The 21,328-nt window shown below is 68.7% G+C and carries 18 protein-coding genes; 11 read left to right on the top strand and 7 right to left on the bottom strand.

Annotated features, from left to right (window positions below; translation table 11 throughout):
- On the top strand, nt 1-4,638 hold a 4,638-nt coding region (locus AWC27_RS30905), incomplete at its 5' end, for a PE family protein (protein ID WP_169726744.1).
- Between the two features lie 85 nt (nt 4,639-4,723).
- Here the strand turns inward: AWC27_RS30905 and AWC27_RS09555 are convergent.
- Entirely contained in the window at nt 4,724-5,491 is a 768-nt protein-coding gene (locus AWC27_RS09555; protein WP_085670247.1) for a fructosamine kinase family protein, read from the bottom strand.
- Nucleotides 5,488-7,170 (bottom strand): acyl-CoA synthetase, encoded by a 1,683-nt coding sequence (locus AWC27_RS09550; RefSeq protein ID WP_085670246.1) that lies wholly within the window; start codon nt 7,168-7,170, stop codon nt 5,488-5,490. The genes AWC27_RS09555 and AWC27_RS09550 overlap by 4 nt, the downstream gene beginning before the upstream one ends.
- Here AWC27_RS09550 and AWC27_RS09545 point away from each other — a divergent pair.
- A complete protein-coding gene (locus AWC27_RS09545) occupies nt 7,169-8,008 on the top strand; it encodes a crotonase/enoyl-CoA hydratase family protein (protein WP_085670245.1) in 840 nt (279 codons plus the stop codon). The genes AWC27_RS09550 and AWC27_RS09545 overlap by 2 nt on opposite strands.
- A gap of 103 nt (nt 8,009-8,111) precedes the next feature.
- Nucleotides 8,112-8,999, top strand: coding sequence for a hypothetical protein (locus tag AWC27_RS09540; protein ID WP_085670244.1), 888 nt, complete (start codon nt 8,112-8,114; stop codon nt 8,997-8,999).
- On the opposite strand, the gene AWC27_RS09535 is transcribed toward AWC27_RS09540, so the two are convergent.
- The 3 genes from AWC27_RS09535 to AWC27_RS09525 are packed head-to-tail and all read right to left on the bottom strand — an operon-like array spanning nt 8,974 to nt 11,975.
- A complete protein-coding gene (locus AWC27_RS09535) occupies nt 8,974-10,170 on the bottom strand; it encodes a cytochrome P450 (protein WP_139836868.1) in 1,197 nt (398 codons plus the stop codon). The genes AWC27_RS09540 and AWC27_RS09535 overlap by 26 nt on opposite strands.
- An 11-nt stretch (nt 10,171-10,181) precedes the next feature.
- Entirely contained in the window at nt 10,182-10,898 is a 717-nt protein-coding gene (locus tag AWC27_RS09530; protein WP_085670242.1) for an acetoacetate decarboxylase family protein, read from the bottom strand.
- A 45-nt stretch (nt 10,899-10,943) separates the two neighbouring features.
- Nucleotides 10,944-11,975 (bottom strand): LLM class F420-dependent oxidoreductase, encoded by a 1,032-nt coding sequence (locus AWC27_RS09525; RefSeq protein WP_085670241.1) that lies wholly within the window; start codon nt 11,973-11,975, stop codon nt 10,944-10,946.
- Nucleotides 11,976-12,057: 82 nt separating this feature from the next.
- Here AWC27_RS09525 and AWC27_RS09520 point away from each other — a divergent pair, with 82 nt between their 5' ends.
- Genes AWC27_RS09520 through AWC27_RS09500 form a run of 5 tightly spaced genes read left to right on the top strand, consistent with a single transcriptional unit; the run spans nt 12,058 to nt 16,609 of the window.
- Nucleotides 12,058-13,050, top strand: a complete 993-nt coding sequence (locus AWC27_RS09520; protein WP_085670240.1) for a Zn-ribbon domain-containing OB-fold protein — start codon at nt 12,058-12,060, stop codon at nt 13,048-13,050.
- A gap of 16 nt (nt 13,051-13,066) precedes the next feature.
- Entirely contained in the window at nt 13,067-14,125 is a 1,059-nt protein-coding gene (locus AWC27_RS09515) for a thiolase domain-containing protein (RefSeq protein ID WP_085670239.1), read from the top strand.
- Complete coding sequence (locus AWC27_RS09510) at nt 14,125-15,303, top strand: thiolase domain-containing protein (RefSeq protein ID WP_085670238.1); 1,179 nt, start codon at nt 14,125-14,127, stop codon at nt 15,301-15,303. Before AWC27_RS09515 ends, AWC27_RS09510 begins: the two co-directional genes overlap by 1 nt.
- An 8-nt stretch (nt 15,304-15,311) precedes the next feature.
- Complete coding sequence (locus tag AWC27_RS09505) at nt 15,312-16,193, top strand: TIGR03619 family F420-dependent LLM class oxidoreductase (RefSeq protein WP_085670266.1); 882 nt, start codon at nt 15,312-15,314, stop codon at nt 16,191-16,193.
- Entirely contained in the window at nt 16,190-16,609 is a 420-nt protein-coding gene (locus AWC27_RS09500; RefSeq protein ID WP_085670237.1) for a nuclear transport factor 2 family protein, read from the top strand. Before AWC27_RS09505 ends, AWC27_RS09500 begins: the two co-directional genes overlap by 4 nt.
- A 13-nt stretch (nt 16,610-16,622) precedes the next feature.
- On the opposite strand, the gene AWC27_RS09495 is transcribed toward AWC27_RS09500, so the two are convergent.
- Complete coding sequence (locus AWC27_RS09495; RefSeq protein ID WP_139836862.1) at nt 16,623-16,997, bottom strand: hypothetical protein; 375 nt, start codon at nt 16,995-16,997, stop codon at nt 16,623-16,625.
- Between the two features lie 155 nt (nt 16,998-17,152).
- On the opposite strand from AWC27_RS09495, the gene AWC27_RS09485 reads away from it, so the two are divergent.
- Nucleotides 17,153-18,928 (top strand): PE family protein, encoded by a 1,776-nt coding sequence (locus AWC27_RS09485; protein WP_085670234.1) that lies wholly within the window; start codon nt 17,153-17,155, stop codon nt 18,926-18,928.
- A 3-nt stretch (nt 18,929-18,931) separates the two neighbouring features.
- On the opposite strand, the gene AWC27_RS09480 is transcribed toward AWC27_RS09485, so the two are convergent.
- Complete coding sequence (locus tag AWC27_RS09480) at nt 18,932-19,459, bottom strand: gamma carbonic anhydrase family protein (RefSeq protein ID WP_083116255.1); 528 nt, start codon at nt 19,457-19,459, stop codon at nt 18,932-18,934.
- Between the two features lie 127 nt (nt 19,460-19,586).
- Between AWC27_RS09480 and AWC27_RS09475 the strand changes: the two genes are divergently transcribed.
- Complete coding sequence (locus AWC27_RS09475; protein ID WP_085670233.1) at nt 19,587-20,744, top strand: 3-ketosteroid-9-alpha-monooxygenase, oxygenase component; 1,158 nt, start codon at nt 19,587-19,589, stop codon at nt 20,742-20,744.
- A 5-nt stretch (nt 20,745-20,749) separates the two neighbouring features.
- Nucleotides 20,750-21,193 (top strand): hypothetical protein, encoded by a 444-nt coding sequence (locus AWC27_RS09470; RefSeq protein ID WP_085670232.1) that lies wholly within the window; start codon nt 20,750-20,752, stop codon nt 21,191-21,193.
- Nucleotides 21,194-21,328: the final 135 nt, after the last annotated feature.

The raw sequence follows: 21,328 nt of genomic DNA, 5'->3' as shown, positions 1-21,328 counted from the left end.
ACCGGCAACGCCGGCACCGGCGGCCAGGGCGGCGTCGGCGGCCAGGGTGGCAACAGCGGCAACGGCACCAACGCCACCGCGGGCAGCGGCGCCACCGGCGGCACCGGATTCGCCGGCGGCAAGGGCGGCCAAGGCGGCCAGGGCGGCGGCTCCGGCACCGGCGGCACCAACGGCACCGGCGGCAAGGGCGGCACCGGCGGCACCGGCGGAATCGGCGGCACCGGTGGTTCGGGCGCCAACAGCACCACCGGCATCGGCGCCACCGGCGGCACCGGCGGCCAAGGCGGCACCGCCGGAGCCGGCGGCAGCGGCGGGGCGGTGGGTACCGGCGGCACCGGCGGAACGGCCGGCGCCACCGGCAACGCCGGCACCGGCGGCCAGGGCGGCGTCGGCGGCCAGGGTGGCAACAGCGGCAACGGCACCGACGCCGCCGCAGGCAGCGGCGCCACCGGCGGCACCGGATTCGCCGGCGGCGCCGGCGGCCAAGGCGGCCAGGGCGGCGGCTCCGGCACCGGCGGCACCAACGGCACCGGCGGCAAGGGCGGCGCGGGCGGCACGGGCGGAATCGGCGGTGCGGGCGGCTCCGGCGCCGACAGCACTACCGGCGTTGGCGGCACCGGCGGCACCGGCGGCACGGGCGGAGCCGCGGGCGCCGGCGGGACCGGCGGCGCGGCCGGCACGGGCGGCACCGGCGGCAGCGGCGGCGCCACCGGCGCCCCCGGCACTGGCGGTCAAGGCGGCATCGGTGGTAACGGCGGCCAAGGCGGTAACGGCACCAACGCCAGCGCGGGCAGTGGCGCAACCGGCGGTGCCGCGTTCGCCGGCGGTAACGCGGGAGCCGGCGGAACCGGTGGCGCTGGGATCGGCGGAACAGGCGGCGGGGCCGGCGGAAACGGCGGTATCGGCGGTAAGGGTGGCACCGGCGGAACCGGCGGTAGCGGTTCGACCGGTTCGACCGCGGGCGTCGCTGGCATCGGCGGTAAGGGCGGCGCCGGGGGCACGGGCGGTGCTGCTGGTGCTGCCGGCGCGGGTGGGAGCACCAACGGCGTCGGCGGAGTTGGTGGCCAGGGCGGTACCGGCGGAACCGGCGGGGGCGGCGGCACCGCGACAGGGAACGCGGCTACCGGCGGTGCCGGCGGCACCGGCGGTAACGGCGGCAACGGCGGCGCAGGTGGTGCCGGTCTTGGCGGCGTAGGCGGTGGCAAGGGCGGCCAAGGTGGCAACGCCGGCGACGGCGGCGCAGGCGCCGTCGGCGCCAATCGCACCTCAGGCACTGGCGCCGGCGGAACCGGCGGCGCAGGCGGCACCGGCGGCATCGCCGGCGCCGGAGGCACCGGCGGCGCAGGCGGCGGCACGGGCGGCACCGGCGGCACCGGCGGCAACGGCGGAAACGGCGCCGCCAGCGGCACCGGCCTCGGTTCCGCCTACACCGGGGGCGTCGGTGGGGCCGGCGGAAACGGCGGCGCGGGTGGTATTGCTGGCGCCGGGGGAAGTGGCGGCGGCGCTAACGGCGTCGGTGGAACCGGTGGCCAGGGCGGCACGGGCGCCACCGGCGGAAATGGCGGCAACTCAACGGCCAGCGCTGGCACCGGCGGGATCGGCGGCAAAGGCGGCGGCGGCGGCACAGGAGGCACCGGCGGTGCTGGCATCGGCGGCGTGGGCGGCGGCCAGGGCGGGCAGGGCGGCAACGCCGGCGCAGGCGGCATCGGCGGAGGCGGCGGCGCCAACACCGGCTCCAGCGGCACCGGCGGGACCGGCGGCAAAGGCGGCCTCGGCGGCACAGCAGGCACCGGCGGCACTGGCGGCGCCGGCGGCGGAACCGGCGGCAACGGCGGAACTGGCGGGGCGGGCGGCAACGGCGGAACCCCGGGCGCCGGCGCCGGCTCCGCCTACACCGGCGGAATCGGCGGGGCCGGCGGCAATGGAGGCATAGGTGGGCTTGCCGGCGCCGGAGGCAGTGGCGGTGGGGCCAATGGCGTCGGCGGAACCGGCGGCCAGGGCGGCACCGGCGCCACCGGCGGGGCCGGCGGCGCATCGACCGCCACCGCGGGCACCGGGGGCATCGGCGGCAAAGGCGGCGCCGGCGGCGCCGGCGGCCTCGGCGGCGACGGCATCAGCGGCGCCGGCGGCGGCACCGGCGGCCAAGGCGGCAACGCAGGCGCCGGCGGCGCAGGCGGCACCGGTGGCAGTCGCAGTTCAGGTTCCGGTACCGGCGGTACCGGTGGTGCCGGTGGCAACGGCGGCAATGCCGGAAGCGGCGGCACCGGCGGCGCCGGCAGCGGTACCGGCGGCCAAGGCGGCACCGGCGGCACTAGCGGCGCCGGCGGCACCGGCGGCGCCAACACCGTGAGCACCGGCACCGGCGGCCAAGGCGGCAACGCCGGCACTGCCGGCGCTGCCGGCACCGGCGGTGCGGGCGGCAGCGGCAACGGTGCGGGCGGTGCTGGGGGCAACGGAGGCAACGGCGGCAACGGCGGCACCGGGGGCAAAGGCGGCACTAGCGGCAACGGCGGTGCCGGCGGCAACGGCACCGTAGGCATCATCGGCGGCCAAGGCGGCAACGGCGTTGGAACCGGCGCCGGGGGCGCCGGCGGCACCGGCGGCGCCGGCGGCAGCGGCGGCGGCGGCGGGGCGGGCGGCTTCAGCGGTATCGGCGGCACCGGCGGCAACGGCGCCAACGGCGGCAATGGCGGCGCCGCCGGCACCAGCACCGCGGGCATCGGCGGCAACGGCGGCAACGGCGGCGGCGGCGGCAACGGCGGTGGCGGTGGTAGCGGCGGCCTCGGCGGCCAAGGCGGCAACGCCGGCGCCGGCGGCCTCGGCGGCAACGGCGGCACCAGCGGCGTCGGCACCGGCGGCAGCGGCGGCACCGGCGGCAGCGGGGGCAACGCCGGAAGCGGCGGCTCCGGCACGTCCAACGACGGTGGCAACGCCGGAACGGCGGGCACCGGAGGCACCGGAGGCAGCGGCGCTGCCGGCGGCAACGGCGGCGCTGGTGGCACCGGCGGAAACGGCGGAAACGGTGGCGCCGCCGGCACCGGCGGTGGCAGCGACGCCGACGGTGGCACCGGCAGCGCTGGCGGCACTGGCGGCGCTGGCGGCGCCGGGGGCACTGGCGGTTCTGGCGGCGCCGGAGGCACCGGCGGCAAGGGCGGCAACGGCGGCAACGGCGGCAACGGCAGCAGCGGCGGGATCCTCTCGGGCGACGGCGGCGCCGCTGGCGCTGGTGGCCTCGGTGGCAACGGCGGCCTCGGCGGCGCCGGTGGCGGGACGGGAGGCATAGGCGGTGACGGCGGTGCCGCAGGCACCGGCGGAAACGCCGGCTTTAGCGGCCTCGGCACTGCCCCCGCCGTGGGTGGCAACGGCGCCGCCGGTGGCGACGGCGGCAAAGGCGGTAACGGCGGCACCGGTAACGGAAACGCCGGCAACGGCGGCGTCGGCGGCCAAGGCGGGGCCGGCGGCGTAGGCGGTGACGGATACAACAGCACGAACGGCGGAATTGGCGGCACCGGCGGCGTGGGCGGCAACGGCGGCGCCGGTGGTACCGGTACCGGCACCGGCACCGGCGGTAATGGCGGTACCGGCGGCATCGGTGGCGCCGGCGGCGCCGGCGGTAATAGCGGCCCAACCGGCACGGCCGGTACCGGCGGCAGCGCCGGCAATGGTGGCGCCGGCGGGGCCGGCGGTACCGGCGGCCTTACCACCAATGGCGGCGACGGCGGCGATGGCGGTGCCGGCGGCAAGGCCGGCACCGGCGGCAACGGCTACCCCGCCGGGGGTAGCTCGGGCGGTCGCGGCGGCAACGCCGGCACCGCGGGTAACGGAGGCGCTGGGGGCAACGGCGCTGCCGGCGGCGATGGCGGCGCCGGAGGTGCCGGCGGCGGCGGCGGCAACGGCGGCAACGCCACGACCGACAACAGCAGCGGTCGCGCCGGCGGCACCGGCAGCGCCGGCGGCACCGGCGGGACCGGCGGTAAAGGCGGCTCCGGCGGAGGCACCGGTGGCATCGGTGGCGCCGGCGGCACCGGCGGAAACGGCGGCAACGGCGGCGGCTACACCGGCTCAAGCATCAAGGCCGGTGGCGCCGGCGGCGCTGCCGGCGCTGGCGGCATCGGCGGCGACGGCGGCACCGGCGGCGACGGCGGCGGGACCGGCGGTAAAGGCGGCGCTGGCGGCAACGCAGGCACCGGCGGAACCGGCGGCAGCGTTTCGTCCTTGGCCAACGGCAACGGCGGCGCCGGCGGGAACAGCGCCGCCGGTGGCGCCGGAGGCAAAGGCGGCGCCGGCGGCAGCGGTAACGGCAACGGCGGCGACGGAGGCATCGGAGGCAATGGCGGGGTCGGCGGCGCGGGCGGTACCGGAAGCAGTTTCTTTGACGGTGGGACTGGTGGCGCCGGCGGCATCGGCGGTACCGGTGGCGCCGGTGGCAACGGCACCGGCACCGGCAGCGGCGGTGATGGCGGCGAGGGCGGCGACGGCGGCAAAGGCGGCAAGGGCGGCGCCGGAAGCGGTGGTACTAGCCCAGGAGGAGACGGCACCGATGGCACCGGCGGCAGTCCCGGCGGGTCTAACACCGGCGCCACCGGAGGCACCGGCGGCACCGGCGGCACCGCCGGCACCGGCGGCACCGGCGGATAGTCGGCTGATCGCGGCCACGGGCACCGCGAGCGCCGACAGCATCCAAGGCACTACCGCCCGGACCGATGCGTTCGAGTACCCCCGGCTAAACCTCCAGCGCTGCACGAGCCACGGCATGCGTCCGCCGTGCATGTCCCCCGCCGAACAACACCACATGCGCCAGCAATGGATACAGTTGGTGTAGCCCAATGCGCTTGCGCCAGCCCGGTTTCAGCGCCCGCACCCGTTGATAGCCGTCGATCACCGCCTCGTAGTGTGGGCAGCCAAACAGCGCCAGCATCGCCAGATCGCTCTCGCGGTGGCCGGCGTGCGCAGCCGGGTCAATCAGCACCACACCATCGCGTGTCCACATCACGTTGCCGCCCCACAGATCGCCGTGCAGCCGCGCCGGGCGGTCGTCGTCGGCGAAATCACCTGCACGACAACGTGTTATGACACCAGCGACAGCCGCACGGGTGGAAGCATCGAGCCGCGGCGCCGCAAGCTCGGCCATCGGCATCAGCCGCTCCAAAGCGTAGAACTCACCCCAACTCGCGTGCCCCCGCAACGACATCGGCAACGGCTGCGACAGCGGACCGAAGAACCCCGGCCCATCCCAGCCGTCAGGTCCCACACCGAATGCGGGTGCACCCGCATCGTGCGTGACAGCCAGTCGGCCGCCGAATACGACCGCCGCCGCAGCGCTCGGCGGCACCGACTCAAGCCGGCGCAGCGTCAACCTCGTCGTGTCCACCGAAACAATCTCGGCACACGGCACCCCACCGCCGACGTCCGAAAGCCATTGCAGCCCTGCGGCTTCCCATGCAAAGTAACCAGCAGGTGCCGCCGTGTTCTCCTTGACGAAGTCCGTCACGCTCCAGTTGCCACGTGCGCGGAATGCACGTCGTCGGCCGGGCGCGCTTCGGTCTGTTCCTTGGCCCAGCGGTAGTCCGGCTTGCCGGCCGGCGAACGCTTTACCTCCTCGACGAACCAAAGGCTGCGTGGCACTTTGTATCCCGCGATTTCCGAACGAACGAAGCTATCCAGCTCGGCCAGCGAAGGCCGAGACCCAACCCGGGCCTGCACGACGGCGGCCACATGCTGGCCGTACCGCGGATCCGGCACGCCGACCACCAGCGCGTCGAAAACGTCGGGGTGCCCCTTCAGAGCCGCCTCGACCTCTTCGGGGTAGATCTTCTCGCCGCCGCTGTTGATCGACACCGAGCCGCGGCCCAGCATCGTCACCGTACCGTCTTCTTCGACCTGCGCGTAGTCACCCGGAATCGCATAGCGCACACCGTTAATGGTGCGGAAAGTCTCGGCGGTCTTCTTCTCGTCCTTGTAATAACCCACCGGAATGTTGCCCTTTTTCGCGATGAAGCCGCGCACGCCGGATCCCGGCTGCACCTCGTTGCCCTCCTCGTCGAGCACGACGGTGCGGTGGTCGATGCTCACCCGCGGACCCCCGCTGTGCGCGGCCCCCGCGGCGACGATGCTGGTGCCACCAAAACCGGTCTCCGAGGAGCCAATCGAGTCGGTGATGACCCGATTCGGCAGCAGCTCGAGGAGCTTCTCCTTGATGCTCGGCGAGAACAACGCCGCCGTGCTGGCCAGCAGGAACAGCGAGGAAAGGTCGTAGTCGTTAGCGGCGGTCAGGGCGTCGAGCAACGGCCGCGCCATCGCGTCGCCCGTGAAGAAAAGCAGGTTCACCTTGTGCTCGTGAATGGTGCGCCACACCTCGTCGGCGTTGAATTCCGGTGCCAGCACGGTGGTTTGGCCCGAAAAGATCGACATCCAGGTGGCCGACTGGGTGGCGCCGTGGATCATCGGCGGAATGGGGTAGCGGATCATCGGCGGATTCGCCGCCGCGGCCTTGGCCAGGTCGTACTCGTCCTTGACGAATTCGCCTGTCGCAAAGTCGGTTCCGCCGAACAGCACCCGGTAGATGTCCTCGTGGCGCCACATCACGCCCTTCGGGAAACCGGTGGTGCCGCCGGTGTACAGCAGGTAGATGGCATCGGCGCTGCGCTCACCGAAGTCACGCTCCGGCGATCCCTGCTCTATCGCGGAGTAGAACTCAACTCCCCCGTAACGCTGAAAATCAGCGTCGCTGCCGTCCTCGACCACCAGGATCGTCTTGAGGTTCGGGGTATCGGGCAGCACGTTGGCCACCCGGTCGGCGTACTGACGCTCGTGCACCAGCGCAACCATGTCGGAGTTCTCGAACAGGTAGCGAAGTTCGCCCTCGACATACCGATAGTTGACGTTGACCAGGATGGCGCCCGCTTTGACGATGCCCAGCATCGCGATGACGATCTCGATGCGGTTGCGGCAGTACAGTCCAACCTTGTCGTCCTGCTTGACGCCCTGATCGATCAGGTAGTGCGCCAGCCGGTTGGCTTTCTCTTCCAGTTGCGCGTAGGTCAGCTTTTCGTCACCGCAGATGAGGGCGACACGGTCAGGCACAGCATCGATGGCGTGCTCAGCGAGATCGGCAATATTCAGGGCCACGGCACCCAAATTAGAACGTGTTACATTTCTTGACAAGCTCATGCCCACTGTCGAGCACAAGGGAGCACCAGTGACCGCAGCGCCAGCAAACGCATCCGAACCAGACGCACTGGTCGAGCAGCGCAATCACACGCTCATCGTCACAATGAACCGGCCGCACCGCCGCAACGCGCTGAGCACCGAAATGATGCAGATCATGGTCGAAGCCTGGGACCGTGTCGACAACGACCCGGACATCCGGTGCTGCATCCTGACCGGGGCCGGTGGCTACTTCTGCGCCGGCATGGACCTGAAGGCGGCAACCCAGAAGCCGCCGGGCGATTCGTTCAAAGACGGCAGCTACGATCCGTCGCGCATCGATGCTCTGCTCAAGGGCCGCCGGCTGACCAAGCCACTAATCGCCGCCGTCGAAGGACCCGCGATAGCCGGCGGCACCGAAATCCTGCAGGGCACCGACATCCGCGTCGCCGGTGAAAGCGCGAAGTTCGGCATCTCCGAGGCCAAGTGGAGCCTTTATCCCATGGGCGGTTCGGCTGTGCGGCTGGTGCGCCAGATCCCCTACACCGTGGCGTGCGACCTGCTCTTGACCGGACGGCACATCACCGCAGCCGAGGCCAAGGAGATGGGTCTGATCGGTCATGTGGTGCCCGACGGCCAGGCGCTGACGAAGGCCCTCGAGCTCGCCGAGATCATTGAGAACAACGGCCCGCTGGCCGTGCAAGCGATCCTAAAGACCATCCGCGAGACCGAGGGCATGCACGAGAACGAGGCGTTCAAGACAGACACCCAGATCGGCATCCAGGTGTTCTTGTCTGACGACGCGAAAGAAGGCCCGCGCGCGTTCGCCGAAAAGCGCAAGCCCAACTTCCAGAACCGCTAGCGCCCCCTCCGCCGAGCGTGCACCCACCGCGAGAATCCGCGCGTTTTCTCGCACCCAGCGCACGTTCGGCGAAGCTGTCGGCGCCCAGCGCCACACTGCCCCCATGCATGAACCGTTTATCGGCAGCGAAGCCGTCGCATCCGGCGCCCTGACGCCGTATCAACTGAGAAGCCGATACCGTGCCCTGCATCCCGACGTCTACCTCTCCCCCGACTCCCCCGACGCCGGACTGACCGCCATCACCCGGGCCCACGCGGCCTGGCTGTGGTCGCGCCGGCGTGGCGTGATCGCGGGAGAATCCGCGGCAGCACTGCACGGCGCGAAATGGGTCGACCCACGCCAGCCGGCTCAGCTGCTGTACGCATACCGCCGTCCACCGCAGGGCATCACAACCTGGTCGGATCGCCTGGCGCCGGACGAAATCCAGCTCGTGTCCGGCCTACCCGCAACCACACCGGCCCGCACCGCATTCGATCTGGCCGGCCGCTACCCACTCGGCAAAGCAGTCGCGGCCATCGACGCCCTTACCCGAGCCACTAAGCAAGACATCGAGGCAGCCAAGCAACTGACCGACCGCTACAAAGGCCACCGCAACATCAGAAGGGCACGACACGCCCTCACCCTTGTGGACGCCGGTGCCGAATCACCAAGAGAGACCTGGCTGCGGCTCCTGCTCATCGATGACGGCTACCCAAGGCCGCAAACCCAGATCCCGGTGTACGGCGACTACGGCGAGCAGATCGCCGTGCTCGATATGGGTTGGGCAGACCTCAAGATTGCGGTGGAGTACGAAGGCGACCACCATCGAACCGACCGACGCCAATTCAACCGGGACATCGCACGCTTCGACGCGCTCTCGGACCTGGGGTGGATCGTCATCCGGGTGACGGCCGAGGACACCCCGGGCGGGGTCCGAGGACGGGTGGCGACGGCCTGGGCGCGCCGAGCCAGCCAGACCAGCCGAACTAGCCCAGTGGCGCGGTCGGCGTGAAAACCACCGGCATCGATTCCAAACCGGAGACGAAGTTCGCCGGCCGCAGCGGTAAGGACGAATCAGCAACGGCCAGCCGCAAGTCCGGAAGCCGCTGCAGCACCTTGCCCGTCATGATGGACAGCTCCAGCCGGGCCAGCTGATTGCCCAGGCAGAAATGCGTGCCGAAGCCAAACGCCAAGTGGCTATTCGGGTTTCGCTGCACATCGAACTTCTCCGGCTGATCGAACACGGTTTCGTCGAAATTCGCCGACTCGAAGAGCAGCATCATCTTCTCGCCCTCGCGCAGCGCCGTGCCATGGAAGTCGGCATCCCGAGTCAGCATCCGGCACATGTTCTTCACCGGCGCCGTCCAGCGCAGCATCTCCTCGATGGCCCCGGGCAGCAACGACGGGTCGCGCTGCACCAGCTCCCACTGATCGCGGTTGCGCAGCAATTGCTCAGTACCGCCGCTCAACGTGTGCCGGGTGGTCTCGTCGCCGCCGATCAGAATCAGCAACGTCTCCATGATCAGCTCGTCGTCGGACAGCCGCTCCCCGTCGACTTCAGAACTGACCAGCACGCTCACCAAGTCGTCGGTCGGCTCAGCCCGGCGTGCCGCAATCGTGCCCCGGGTGAAATCGTTGTAGGCCGCGAACGCGTCGATGGTGACCTGGAAATCCTCTTCGGACACATGGGAACTCAGGAATGTCACCAGATCGTCGGACCAGCGCAGGAACATTTCCCGCTGCTCTGGACGCACCCCGAGCATGTCGCCGATCACCGCCATGGGCAGCGGCGCGGCCAGGTCGCGCACGAAGTCGCACTCGCCGCGTTCGCACACCGCGTCGATCAGCGTGTCGCACAGCGCATTGATCGAAGCTTCCTTGTCCTTCACTCGCTTGCGGGTAAAACCGGCATTGACGAGCTTGCGCCGCAACAGATGTGCGGGGTCGTCCATGTCGATCATCATCGGCAGGGCGTCCTGGTCGGGCCGGATGCCGCCGGCGTTGGAGAACAACTCCGGCTGCCGTTCGGCGTCGATCACGGCCTGGTAGGTCGAAGCCGCAGCCAGCCCGTTGCGGTCCCGAAACACCGGCTCATGCGCGCGCATCCAACGATATGCCGCGCGCGCCTCACGGCTGCCGTAGAACGTGCCGTCGGTCAGATCGACGTCGGGCCTGGTCTGCAGTTCAGTCAAGGTCATGAAATCTCCTGAGCGTCACCGAAGGTCATCTGTACGTTGGCAGCGGAGCTGGAGACCATCGCGCGCTTCGGAAGGCCCAGCGAGGCAAGCTCTTTGGCGTAGGGGTGATCCCCGAGCCGCAGCCGAACACCGCCCGGCCGGTAGCGTGAACCCGAAGAAGTCATCGTGTATTCCGTCTCCAACGTATGGCCATCACGGTGCGCATAAGAGCGCAGCTGCTGCTCGCGGGAATCCAGCACCGACGGAATCGGCAGCGCGCGAGCAAATTCCATGTCGACCACGAGCCGACCGTCGGCGCGCACCTCGAAGGCCAGCTCACCGCCCGAACGAATCGCGAACTCGGCCATCACTTTCGGGAATCCCCAAATCGTTCGTCCCGCTTCCAAAGTGAATGCCTGGTCGACGAGCATGTGATGAACGAAGGCGGACTGCAGCGCGCGCAACCCCGACGCACCCGAACCGGGCTGATTGACCATCACATTGGTGCTCAACTCGTGGTACTCGCCCAGGTCGCCGTCGATGAAATGCGCGAGTACCAGAACCACCGCGGCGCGCCCCGGCAGAAACCGGGCCACCTGCAGACCGCTGTAGTCGATCATCCGCTGGGCGGCGTTGGCGTCCACCGAAAACATCGCCATGTGCTGAGTGGCCTTGCGGATCTGCACCGGCATCGTGAGTACCGTGCCCGCGATGGTGTGTTGTGACGCTGCCATCGAGCCAATCTAGAACGCGTTCTACCGCCCTGGCAAGGACCGGCGCTAGACCAGCGCCGCCAAGTCGCGTACCTGATCAACGCTACGAGCGGCCACCACCATCATGGTCACGCCCGACGCCTCCCAGGCCGCGATCTGCTTACGCACGTAGTCCAGGTCGCCGACGATCATCGCGTCGTCGACAAGTTCGTCGGGAATCACCTCGGCGGCTTTGTCCTTCTGCTGCGAACGGAACAAAGCGGTGACCTCGTCGACCACTTCCGCGTAGCCCATGCGGCGGTAGACGTCGGCGTGGAAGTTGGTGTCTTCGGCACCCATGCCGCCCATGTACAGCGCAAGGAACGGCTTGATCGCGGTAAACGCCGCGGATCGGTCCTCGGTGACGACGATCTGCGCGGTAGCGCAGATCTCGAAGTCCTCGCGCGAACGCCGCGCGCCCGGCCGGGCGAACCCCTCGTCAAGCCATTCGTTGTACATGTCGGCCATCCGCGGCGAATAGAAGATGGGCAGCCAGCCGTCGCAGATCTCGGCGGCCAGCGCGACATTCTTGGGCCCCTCGGCGCCCAGCATGATCGGGATGTCGGGGCGCAGCGGATGGGTGATTGGCTTCAACGCCTTGCCCAGTCCGGTTGTCCCAGAACCGGTCAACGGCAACGGGTAGTGCGGACCAGCACTGGTAACCGGCGCCGAACGGGCCCACACCTGCCGGATGATGTCGATGTATTCGCGCGTGCGGGCCAGCGGCTTGGGGAATTTCTGGCCGTACCAGCCTTCGACCACCTGCGGCCCCGACACACCCAGTCCCAGGATGTGCCGGCCACCGGAGAGGTGATCCAGGGTCAGGGCGGCCATCGCGCAGGCCGTCGGGGTGCGCGCGGACAGCTGCACCACCGACGTGCCCAGCCGCACCCGGGAAGTCGACGAACCCCACCAGGCCAGCGGTGTGTAGGCGTCCGATCCCCACGCTTCGGCGGTGAACACGGCATCGAATCCGGCGTCTTCGGCGGCGGCGACGAACTCGGCGGTGTTGTCCGGCGGCTGCGCGCCCCAGTAGCCGAGTTGCAGTCCGAGCTTCATAGCTGCCTCCTCGAGGCCCCCGCGAAGGGCCTTCTATATGCGGATGTTGAAACGATTCTTAGAACCTGTTCTACTCGAAGGCGTGACAGCCAGTTCGAGCGGCCCGACCCTGATCGATCACCCTGAGCCGCCTCTCTCCGCGCCGTTGACGTTGTCCTTCGACTACACCCGTTCGGTAGGTCCCACCCTAGGCAAGTTCTTCACCGCGTTGCGGGAGCGCCGCATTTTGGGTGTCCGCGGAACCGATGGCCGAGTGCATGTGCCGCCGGCGGAATACGACCCGGTCAGCTACGAACCGCTGGGCGAGATGGTACCGGTGGCCAGCGTCGGCACCGTCGCATCGTGGACGTGGCAACCCGACCCGCTACCGGGCCAGCCGCTCGATAAGCCCTTCGCCTGGGCACTGATCAAGCTCGACGGCGCCGATACGCTGCTCATGCATGCCGTAGACGCTGGAAAACCCGAGGCGATCAACACCGGCGCCCGGGTACATGTGCACTGGGCCGACGAGCCCCAGGGCGCCATCACCGACATCGCCTACTTCAAGCTGGGCGAGGAAGCCGAACCGGTCCCCGAGCCCGGCCAGGACCAGGATCCGGTCACCATGATCGTCACCCCGATCCAGCTGACCATCCAGCACACCGCCTCCCACGAGGAAAGCGCCTATCTACGCGCCATCGCCGAGGGCAAGCTGCTCGGTGCCAGGACTGGCGAAGCCGGAAAGGTCTACTTCCCGCCGCACGGTGCCGACCCGGCCACCGGCCAGCCGACCACCGAGTTCGTCGAACTGTCGGACAAGGGCACGGTCACCACGTTCGCCATCATCAACATCCCGTTCCAGGGCCAGCGCATCAAGCCGCCGTACGTGGCCGCCTACGTGTTGCTCGACGGCGCCGACATCCCGGTCCTGCACCTGGTCGCCGACGTCGACGCGCACGAGGTCCGGATGGGCATGCGCGTCGAAGCGGTATGGAAACCCCGCGAGGAATGGGGTTTTGGCATCGACAACATCGAATACTTCCGGCCCACCGGCGAACCGGACGCCGAGTACGACACCTACAAACACCACCTGTAAGGGGCCCCACAGCAATATGAGCACTCGCAATGTCGCGGTGGTCGGCTTCGCCCACGCCCCGCATGTCCGCCGCACCGACGGCACCACCAACGGTGTCGAGATGTTGATGCCCTGCTTCGCCCAGCTCTACGAAGAACTGGGCATCCGCCAGAAGGATATCGGCTTCTGGTGCTCCGGATCGTCGGATTACCTTGCTGGAAGGGCATTTTCGTTCATCTCGGCCATCGACTCGATCGGCGCCGTCCCGCCGATCAACGAATCGCACGTCGAGATGGACGCCGCGTGGGCCCTCTACGAGGCCTACATCAAGATCCTCACCGGCGAAGTCGACACCGCGCTGGTGTACGGCTTCGGCAAGTCCTCGGCGGGAATCTTGAGACAGATCCTGTCCCGCCAGACCGACCCGTATACCGTCGCGCCGCTGTGGCCGGACTCGGTGTCGATGGCCGGTCTGCAGGCCCGCATCGGCCTGGACCAAGGCAAGTGGACACCCGAGCAAATGGCGCAAGTAGCGCTCGACTCGTTTGCGTACTCAGAACGCAACGACTCCGAGAAGCCGGCCAAGAGCATCGACGAGCTGCTCGCCCGCCCGTTCTTCAACGACCCGCTGCGCCGGCACGACATCGCACCGATCACCGACGGCGCCGCCGCCATCGTGCTCGCCGCCGACGATCGCGCCCGGGAGCTGCGCGAAAAGCCCGCCTGGATAACAGGAATCGAGCACCGCATCGAATCCCCGTCGCTCGGCGTGCGCGACCTCACGGTCTCGACGTCCACCGCGGCGTCGGCCAAAGCCGCCGGTGCCAATACCGGTATCGACGTCGCCGAAATCCACGCGCCGTTCACCCACCAGCACCTGATCCTCGCCGAAGCCATCGGCCTCACCAACCAGACAAAGGTCAATCCGTCCGGCGGTGCGCTGGCTGCCAATCCAATGTTCGTCGCCGGCCTGGAGCGAATCGGCTTTGCCGCACAACATATCTGGAACGGGTCCGCGAACAAGGTGCTCGCCCATGCGACCAGCGGTCCTGCGCTGCAACAAAACCTGGTCGCGGTCATGGAAGGACAGATCTGATGGCCGGCGCAACGGCACGGCTCGCCGCGGTACTCGGCACCGGCCAAACGAAGTATGTCGCCAAGCGCCAAGACGTTTCGATGAACGGCTTGGTGCGTGAGGCCATCGATAGGGCATTGGAAGATTCCGGGTCCACCTTCGACGACATCGACGCCGTCGTCGTCGGCAAGGCCCCCGACTTCTTCGAAGGCGTCATGATGCCGGAGCTGTTCATGGCCGACGCCATGGGCGCCACCGGCAAGCCGCTGATCCGGGTGCATACCGCGGGTTCAGTCGGCGGATCCACCGGCGTGGTGGCAGCCAGCCTGGTGCAGTCCGGAAAGTTCCGCCGGGTGCTGGCGATGGCGTGGGAGAAGCAGTCGGAATCAAACGCCATGTGGGCGTTGTCGATTCCGATTCCCTTCATCAAGCCGGTTGGAGCGGGCGCCGGTGGCTACTTCGCGCCGCATGTACGGGCCTACATCCGGCGCTCCGGGGCGCCGACCCACATCGGCGCCATCGTCGCGACCAAGGACCGGCTCAACGGCGCCCGCAACCCCCTGGCGCACCTGCATCAGCCCGATATCACCGTCGAGAAGGTGATGCAGTCGCCCATGCTGTGGGACCCGATCCGCTACGACGAAACCTGCCCGTCCTCCGACGGTGCCTGCGCGGTGGTGATCGGCAACGAGGAGATCGCCGATGCCCGCCTGGCCCAAGGACATCCGGTGGCCTGGATCCATGCCACCGCGCTGCGCACCGAGCCGCTGGCGTTCTCCGGACGCGACCAGGTCAGCCCGCAGGCGGGCCGGGACGCTGCGGCAGCGCTGTGGAAAGCGGCCGGCATCACCAGTCCGATCGACGAGATCGACGCCGCCGAAATTTATGTGCCGTTCTCCTGGTTCGAGCCGATGTGGTTGGAAAACCTGGGATTTGCCGCCGAGGGCGAAGGCTGGAAGCTGACCGAAAAGGGTGAGACCGCGATCGGCGGACGGCTACCGGTCAACCCGTCCGGCGGCGTGCTTTCCTCGAACCCGATCGGCGCCTCCGGCCTGATTCGCTTCGCGGAGGCGGCAATTCAGGTGATGGGCAAGGGCGGCGACCATCAGGTGCCCAATGCGCGAAAGGCGCTAGGGCACGCCTACGGCGGCGGCTCGCAGTACTACTCGATGTGGGTTGTCGGAAAGGACAAGCCGTGACCGGCCGGATGAAATACACCCTCAGCATTGCGATGGGGCCGATCGAGCAGATGATCGATCTAGCCAAGACCGCAGAGGAAGTCGGGTTCGACTCGATCGCGTTACCGGATTCGATCTTCTATTTCGAGAAACAGTCCGTTGACTATCCGTACACCGCCGACGGCAAGCGAATGTTCGATGAGAACACACCCTGGGTAGACCCGCTGATCCTGGCGGGGGCAATGGGCGCGGTCACCTCGACCCTGCGGTTCTACACCAACGTGATGAAGCTCGGATCGCGAAATCCGCTGCTGGTGGCCCGACAGGTCGGGTCGGTAGCAAACCTGACCAACAACCGCTTCGGCTTCGGCGTTGGAATCGGCTGGGCGCCAGAAGAATTCGAGTGGTGCGGGGTTCCTTACGCGCGCCGCGGCAAGCGTGTCGACGAGATGATCGAAGTCATCAAGCTGGTGCTGGCCGGCGGCATGGTCGAATTCCACGGCGAATTCTACGATTTCGACCGCCTGCAGATGAGCCCGGCGCCCAGCAAGCCGGTTCCGTTCTACGTCGGCGGCCACACCGACGTGGCGCTCAAGCGCGCGGCTCGCATCGGCGACGGCTGGACCAGCGCCATGATGACCGGCGACCAGCTGTCCGAAACCATCGGGAAGATCAACAAATTGCGCACCGGGTACGGAAAGGCCGACCAGCCCTTCGAGTTCCAGGCCGTATGCATGGACAAGTTCGGGGTGGACGGGCATCGCGAGCTTGTCCAGATCGGCGTCACCGACTACATCACCATTCCGTGGATCTTCGAAGGCCTGGGCTTTGACGCGCCGCTGGACAAGAAGCAGGACTCGCTGAAACGCTTCGCCGACACCTACATTCACTCCGGCTGGCAGGACGCATGACCACCGTCGAAGTCAAGCATCCCGCCCACGAGGCCGGCCGCCGCTCCCGCGACGCGGTGCAAGCACGTGACAAGGAAGCCTGGCTGGCAGTGTTCGCCGACGACGCTATCGTCGAAGACCCCATCGGCCCATCTCATTTCGATCCCGAAGGCAAGGGACACCGAGGCAAGGCAGCGATATCGGCCTTCTGGGACATGGCCATCGCACCGACCGACACGATCGAGTTCTTCTTTCAGAAGACCTATCAGTGTGGCAACGAGGAGGCCAACGTCGGGCATATCCTCATCACCACGGGCGACTATCAGATCACCGCGGAAGGCGTATTCACTTACCGGGCCAACGAAACCGGACAGCTGGTGGCCCTACGCGCCTATTGGGAACTAGACCGCGCGGCCGCCAGCGCCGCGCGGGTCTGAACGGGCCCATCAGTCACAGCCGGTGCATTTCGCGCGCCATGCGCGAGTCCTCGAGGAACGCATGCCGGGGCGGGTAGTGACGCCGCTCCCGACCCGGCGAATCCGCGGAGGCGACGAATAGGCTCCGGATGGTCGCGAGAACACCGCGCCGGCGAGGCGCTGACGACAGCGCGACCGCGCTGGCCAGCAGGACCTCTTGTGCGGTGATCAGCGTTGCGGGGTGCCGCAATTCGACATCGCCGATCCGCGATGCCGGCCCGTCGTCTTCGAGTGGCAGTGTTGATGAATTGGGCATGGTGGATGACTCCTCGATTGTGTGTTCGCTTGCGTTGCCGAACCTTTCGGCGCCACCACCATCGGCCGCCGCACTTGCCGTTTCCTTGCCCAATTCTTGGAACAGATGCTTGTGCCCACCCTGAGCTACCTGGCAATTACCTTCGGATTAGCTGAAAGCCAAGACCAGCGGGCGCTGGCTTGTTACGTTGCGCGACGGCCCGATAACCGGCTGATCGTCAGTTCGACCCGCTAGCGCGGAGGTGTGGCATGTCCTTCTTGGTGACGATGCCGGACGTGATGGCAGCGACGACGGCAAGCTTGGCCAGCGTCGGGACGGCCGTCAGCCAGGCGAACTCGGCGGCCGCAGCCGCGACCACCGGCGTGCTGCCACCCGCCGCCGATGACGTATCCGCAGCCATCGCAACACTTTTCGCCAACGAAGGCGCGGCCTATCAAACACTGAGCACGCAGGCAAAGGCGTTCCACGACAGATTCGTGAGCACCTTGGCCGCGGCAGCAGGTTCTTACGGCAGCACCGAAGCAGCCAGCGCGGGGCCGCTGCAGACCCTGGAACAAGATCTGCTCAACGCGGTTAACGCGCCCACCCAGATCCTGTTCGCGCGGCCACTGATCGGCAACGGCGCCAACGGCGCACCGGGCAGTGGCAACAACGGCGGCGACGGCGGAATCCTGTTCGGCAACGGCGGCAACGGCGGTTCCGGCGCAGCGGGGCAAAAAGGAGGTAACGGCGGGGCGGCCGGGCTCTTCGGCGGCACCGCCGGAGCCGGCGGCAACGGCGGGGCCATGACGGGCGGCACTGCGCCCAGCGGTGCCGGCGGAACTGGTGGCGCGGCCGGTCTCTTCGGCACCGGCGGAGCCGGTGGCGCTGGTGGGTTCTCGGTCAACTCCGCTGGCGCCGGCGGGGCCGGCGGCGCGGGCGGCATGCTCGTCGGTAACGGCGGCAGCGGCGGGCTCGGTGGAACCGCCGGCGCCGTCGGCGGCGCCGGCGGCGCTGGCGGCCAGGCCGGGCTGTTCGGCACCGGCGGCGCCGGCGGCGCCGCCGGTGTGTCCTCCAACGACGTCGGCAGTGCCGGCGGGGCCGGCGGGGCCGGCGGCATGCTGTTCGGCGCCGGCGGGGCCGGCGGCACCGGCGGCCTGTCACTGAGCACTGCAGGTGGCGCCGGTGGCAGCGGCGGGCATGCCGGGCTGTTCGGTGCCGGCGGCGCGGGCGGGGTCGGCGGCACTTCGACCAGCATCACCGGCGGCGCCGGCGGTGCCGGCGGCGTCGGCGGCGCAGGCGGGGTACTCGGCGGTGACGGCGGGGTCGGCGGCACGGGTGGCTTGTCGCAGGCCGCGACCGGCGGTCAGGGTGGCGCCGGCGGCGCAGGTGGTGCCGCAGGCATCCTTTCCGGCAACGGCGGGGCCGGCGGTGCCGGCGGCTTCTCGCAGGCTGCCGGCGGCGGCGTGGGCGGTGCTGGTGGCGCCGGGGCGATGCTTTCGGGCAACGGCGGCGTCGGCGGCACCGGTGGACTTTCCAATGGCGCCGCCGGCGGGACGGGTGGCGCTGGTGGCCTGGCCGGGTACTTCGGTGCCGGCGGCGCGGGCGGCTCCGGCGGGGCTTCAGCGGCGAACACCGGCGGCGACGGCGGCGTTGGCGGCGCGGCGCAGCTGTTCGGCACCGGCGGCGCCGGTGGCGGGGGTGGTCTTGGCCCCGTCGTGGGAGGCGCGGGCGGTCGCGGCGGTATCGGCGGAATGTTCAACGGAGACGGTGGCGCCGGAGGTAGCGGCGGGGCCGGCGCACTGCTCGGTGGAGCCGGCGGCGACGGCGGCAAAGCCGGAATCATCGGCTCCGGTGGCACTGGCGGCGCCGGCGGCGATTCCACCAAGGGCCTCAGCGGCAACGGCGGGAACGGCGGCAACGCCCAGTTCATTGGTAACGGCGGTAACGGCGGCAACGTCGGTGTCGGCCTGAAAGGCAGCCCAGGTACCGGTGGCACCGCCGGGCTGCTGTTCGGCTCCCCCGGGACTCCCGGCCTTACTTAGCCGCTACTCGATCGGCTCCAGCCCTGCCAGATGGCGTTGGGCCAGGTCGCGGTAGGCCTGCGGGTTGACGTTGACCCACATCTCGGCCCCGGTCCCTTCGATCGGCCCCTTCACCTTGGCGGGCGCGCCCACCACCAGCATCCCGGCCGGAATCTGGGTGCCGCCCACCACCACCGCCCCGGCCGCAACCATGCAGCGGGCGCCGATCACCGCGCCGTCGAGCACCGTGGCGTGGTTGGCGATCAACGCCTCTTTTCCGATATGGGCCCCGTGAATGCAACACAGGTGCGCAACCGTCGCGCCCGGACCGACATCCACCGGAATTCCCGGCGGTGCATGGAGCACCGATCCGTCCTGGATGTTGGCGCCTTCTCGCACGACCACCGGCGCGTAATCGCCGCGCAGCACGGCGTTGTACCAGACCGACGCGCCAGCCTCGACAGTGACGTCGCCGATCAGGGTTGCGGTCGGGGCCACAAACGCGGTGGGGTCGACCCGCGGTGCGCGACCTTCGAATGCAAACAGCGGCATCGTTTACATATACCGCAAGCTGCACACGCCCCCCAGTTAACACAGCCAGGGTCGCCTTCGTTGCGCTCTCCCGGCACAAAACTGTAACGTGTTCTAGTTAGAGGCCCGGTGAGCTGGAGGTGACAGGGTGAGTACCGACACACACGGCGTCGGCGTCCGGGAGATCGATGCCGGCACCTTACCGACGAGGTATGCCCGAGGTTGGCATTGCCTGGGTGTCGCGAAGGACTTCCGGGACGGAAAACCGCACGCCGTCAACGCATTTGGCACCAAACTGGTGGTCTTCGCCGACTCCAACGGGGAACTGAAGGTTCTGGACGGCTACTGCCGGCACATGGGTGGAGACCTGTCCGAGGGCACCATCAAGGGCGACGAGGTCGCCTGCCCGTTTCACGATTGGCGTTGGGGCGGTGACGGTCGCTGCAAGCTAGTGCCATACGCCAAGCGCACTCCCAAAACCGCGCGGACCCGGTCCTGGACCACCGATGTACGCAGCGGCCTGTTGTTCGTCTGGCACGATCACGAAGGCAATCCGCCGGACCCCGCCGTCCGGATTCCCGAGCTGGCCGAGTTCGGCAGCGACGAATGGACCGACTGGCGCTGGAACAGCATCCTCATCGAGGGTTCTAACTGCCGCGACATCATCGACAACGTCACCGACATGGCGCATTTCTTCTACATCCATTTCGGGTTGCCGACATACTTCAAGAACGTCTTCGAGGGCCACATCGCCTCGCAGTATCTGCACAATGTGGGCCGGCCCGACGTGGACGACCTGGGCACCTCGTACGGTGAAGCGCACTTGGACTCCGAAGCGTCGTATTTCGGGCCGTCCTTCATGATCAACTGGCTGCACAACAGCTATGGCGGCTACAAGGCCGAGTCGATCCTGATCAACTGCCACTACCCGGTCACCCAGAACTCATTCATGCTGCAGTGGGGTGTCATCGTCGAAAAGCCCAAGGGCATGGACGAAAAGATGACTGAAAAGCTGTCGCGAGTGTTCACCGACGGTGTCAGCAAGGGCTTCCTGCAAGACGTCGAGATCTGGAAACACAAGACCAGGATCGACAACCCACTGCTGGTCGAGGAGGACGGCGCGGTCTATCAACTGCGTCGCTGGTATGAGCAGTTCTATGTCGATGTGGCCGACATCAAACCAGAAATGGTGGAGCGCTTCGAGATTGAGGTCGACACCACGCGCGCCAACGAATACTGGAATGCCGAGGTCGCTGAGAATCTCAAGGCCAAAGCGGCCGACGAAGTGCCCGCCGAGCAGCACTAACGCACATGTCCGACGATCAGGAGATCCCGGACGTCGATCGGCTGGTCCGGTCGATGCTGCTCCTGCACGGCGATCAGCACGATCACGACGACGCGCCGTCATCCAGTGACGGCTCCGGAAACTGGTCGAAATCAAGGGATTTCGCCGACGATCCGCAACGCGCGGCCGCCGTTCGGGAAGCCTCGCGCGCCGACCGTGAACGCTACCTGTCGGCTGGACTGCAGCCAGTGGACTGCCGATTCTGCCACGTCACCGTGAGCGTCAGACGTCTGGGACCGGGTCACACTGCGGTGCAATGGAATTCCGACGCGGCACAGCGCTGCGCGCACTTCGCCGAAGTGCGCGCCTCCGGAGGAGATACCGCCCGCACCAAGGCGTGTCCGAAGCTGCGCGACAGTATCGAACACGCGGTGGCCGAAGGCTACCTGGACCACCACGAGCCGGATTAATCCCGTCCGCCCCAGCGGCCCCTCTCCGACCTGGCGCCCTCTTTGCCCGCCTCACAGCGACGGCACAAGCCGTCGCTCAGAGGCGGGCAAAAGTGTTATACCCGAACACAGATACGCATGTGACGCCTGAGACCA

Origin of the sequence: Mycobacterium szulgai (genome assembly GCF_002116635.1) — a bacterium.
GTDB lineage: Bacteria > Actinomycetota > Actinomycetes > Mycobacteriales > Mycobacteriaceae > Mycobacterium > Mycobacterium szulgai.
This window is presented reverse-complemented; position numbering and strand designations above follow the sequence as displayed.

Bases quoted from the DNA above. Each gene is read 5' to 3' on its own strand.
- AWC27_RS09545 (WP_085670245.1), top strand. From the start codon at position 7,169: ATGCCCACTGTCGAGCACAAGGGAGCACCAGTGACCGCAGCGCCAGCA.
- AWC27_RS09550 (WP_085670246.1), bottom strand. From the start codon at position 7,170: ATGAGCTTGTCAAGAAATGTAACACGTTCTAATTTGGGTGCCGTGGCC.
- AWC27_RS09540 (WP_085670244.1), top strand. From the start codon at position 8,112: ATGCATGAACCGTTTATCGGCAGCGAAGCCGTCGCATCCGGCGCCCTG.
- AWC27_RS09530 (WP_085670242.1), bottom strand. From the start codon at position 10,898: ATGGCAGCGTCACAACACACCATCGCGGGCACGGTACTCACGATGCCG.
- AWC27_RS09525 (WP_085670241.1), bottom strand. From the start codon at position 11,975: ATGAAGCTCGGACTGCAACTCGGCTACTGGGGCGCGCAGCCGCCGGAC.
- AWC27_RS09515 (WP_085670239.1), top strand. From the start codon at position 13,067: ATGAGCACTCGCAATGTCGCGGTGGTCGGCTTCGCCCACGCCCCGCAT.
- AWC27_RS09510 (WP_085670238.1), top strand. From the start codon at position 14,125: ATGGCCGGCGCAACGGCACGGCTCGCCGCGGTACTCGGCACCGGCCAA.
- AWC27_RS09505 (WP_085670266.1), top strand. From the start codon at position 15,312: ATGAAATACACCCTCAGCATTGCGATGGGGCCGATCGAGCAGATGATC.
- AWC27_RS09500 (WP_085670237.1), top strand. From the start codon at position 16,190: ATGACCACCGTCGAAGTCAAGCATCCCGCCCACGAGGCCGGCCGCCGC.
- AWC27_RS09485 (WP_085670234.1), top strand. From the start codon at position 17,153: ATGTCCTTCTTGGTGACGATGCCGGACGTGATGGCAGCGACGACGGCA.
- AWC27_RS09480 (WP_083116255.1), bottom strand. From the start codon at position 19,459: ATGCCGCTGTTTGCATTCGAAGGTCGCGCACCGCGGGTCGACCCCACC.
- AWC27_RS09470 (WP_085670232.1), top strand. From the start codon at position 20,750: ATGTCCGACGATCAGGAGATCCCGGACGTCGATCGGCTGGTCCGGTCG.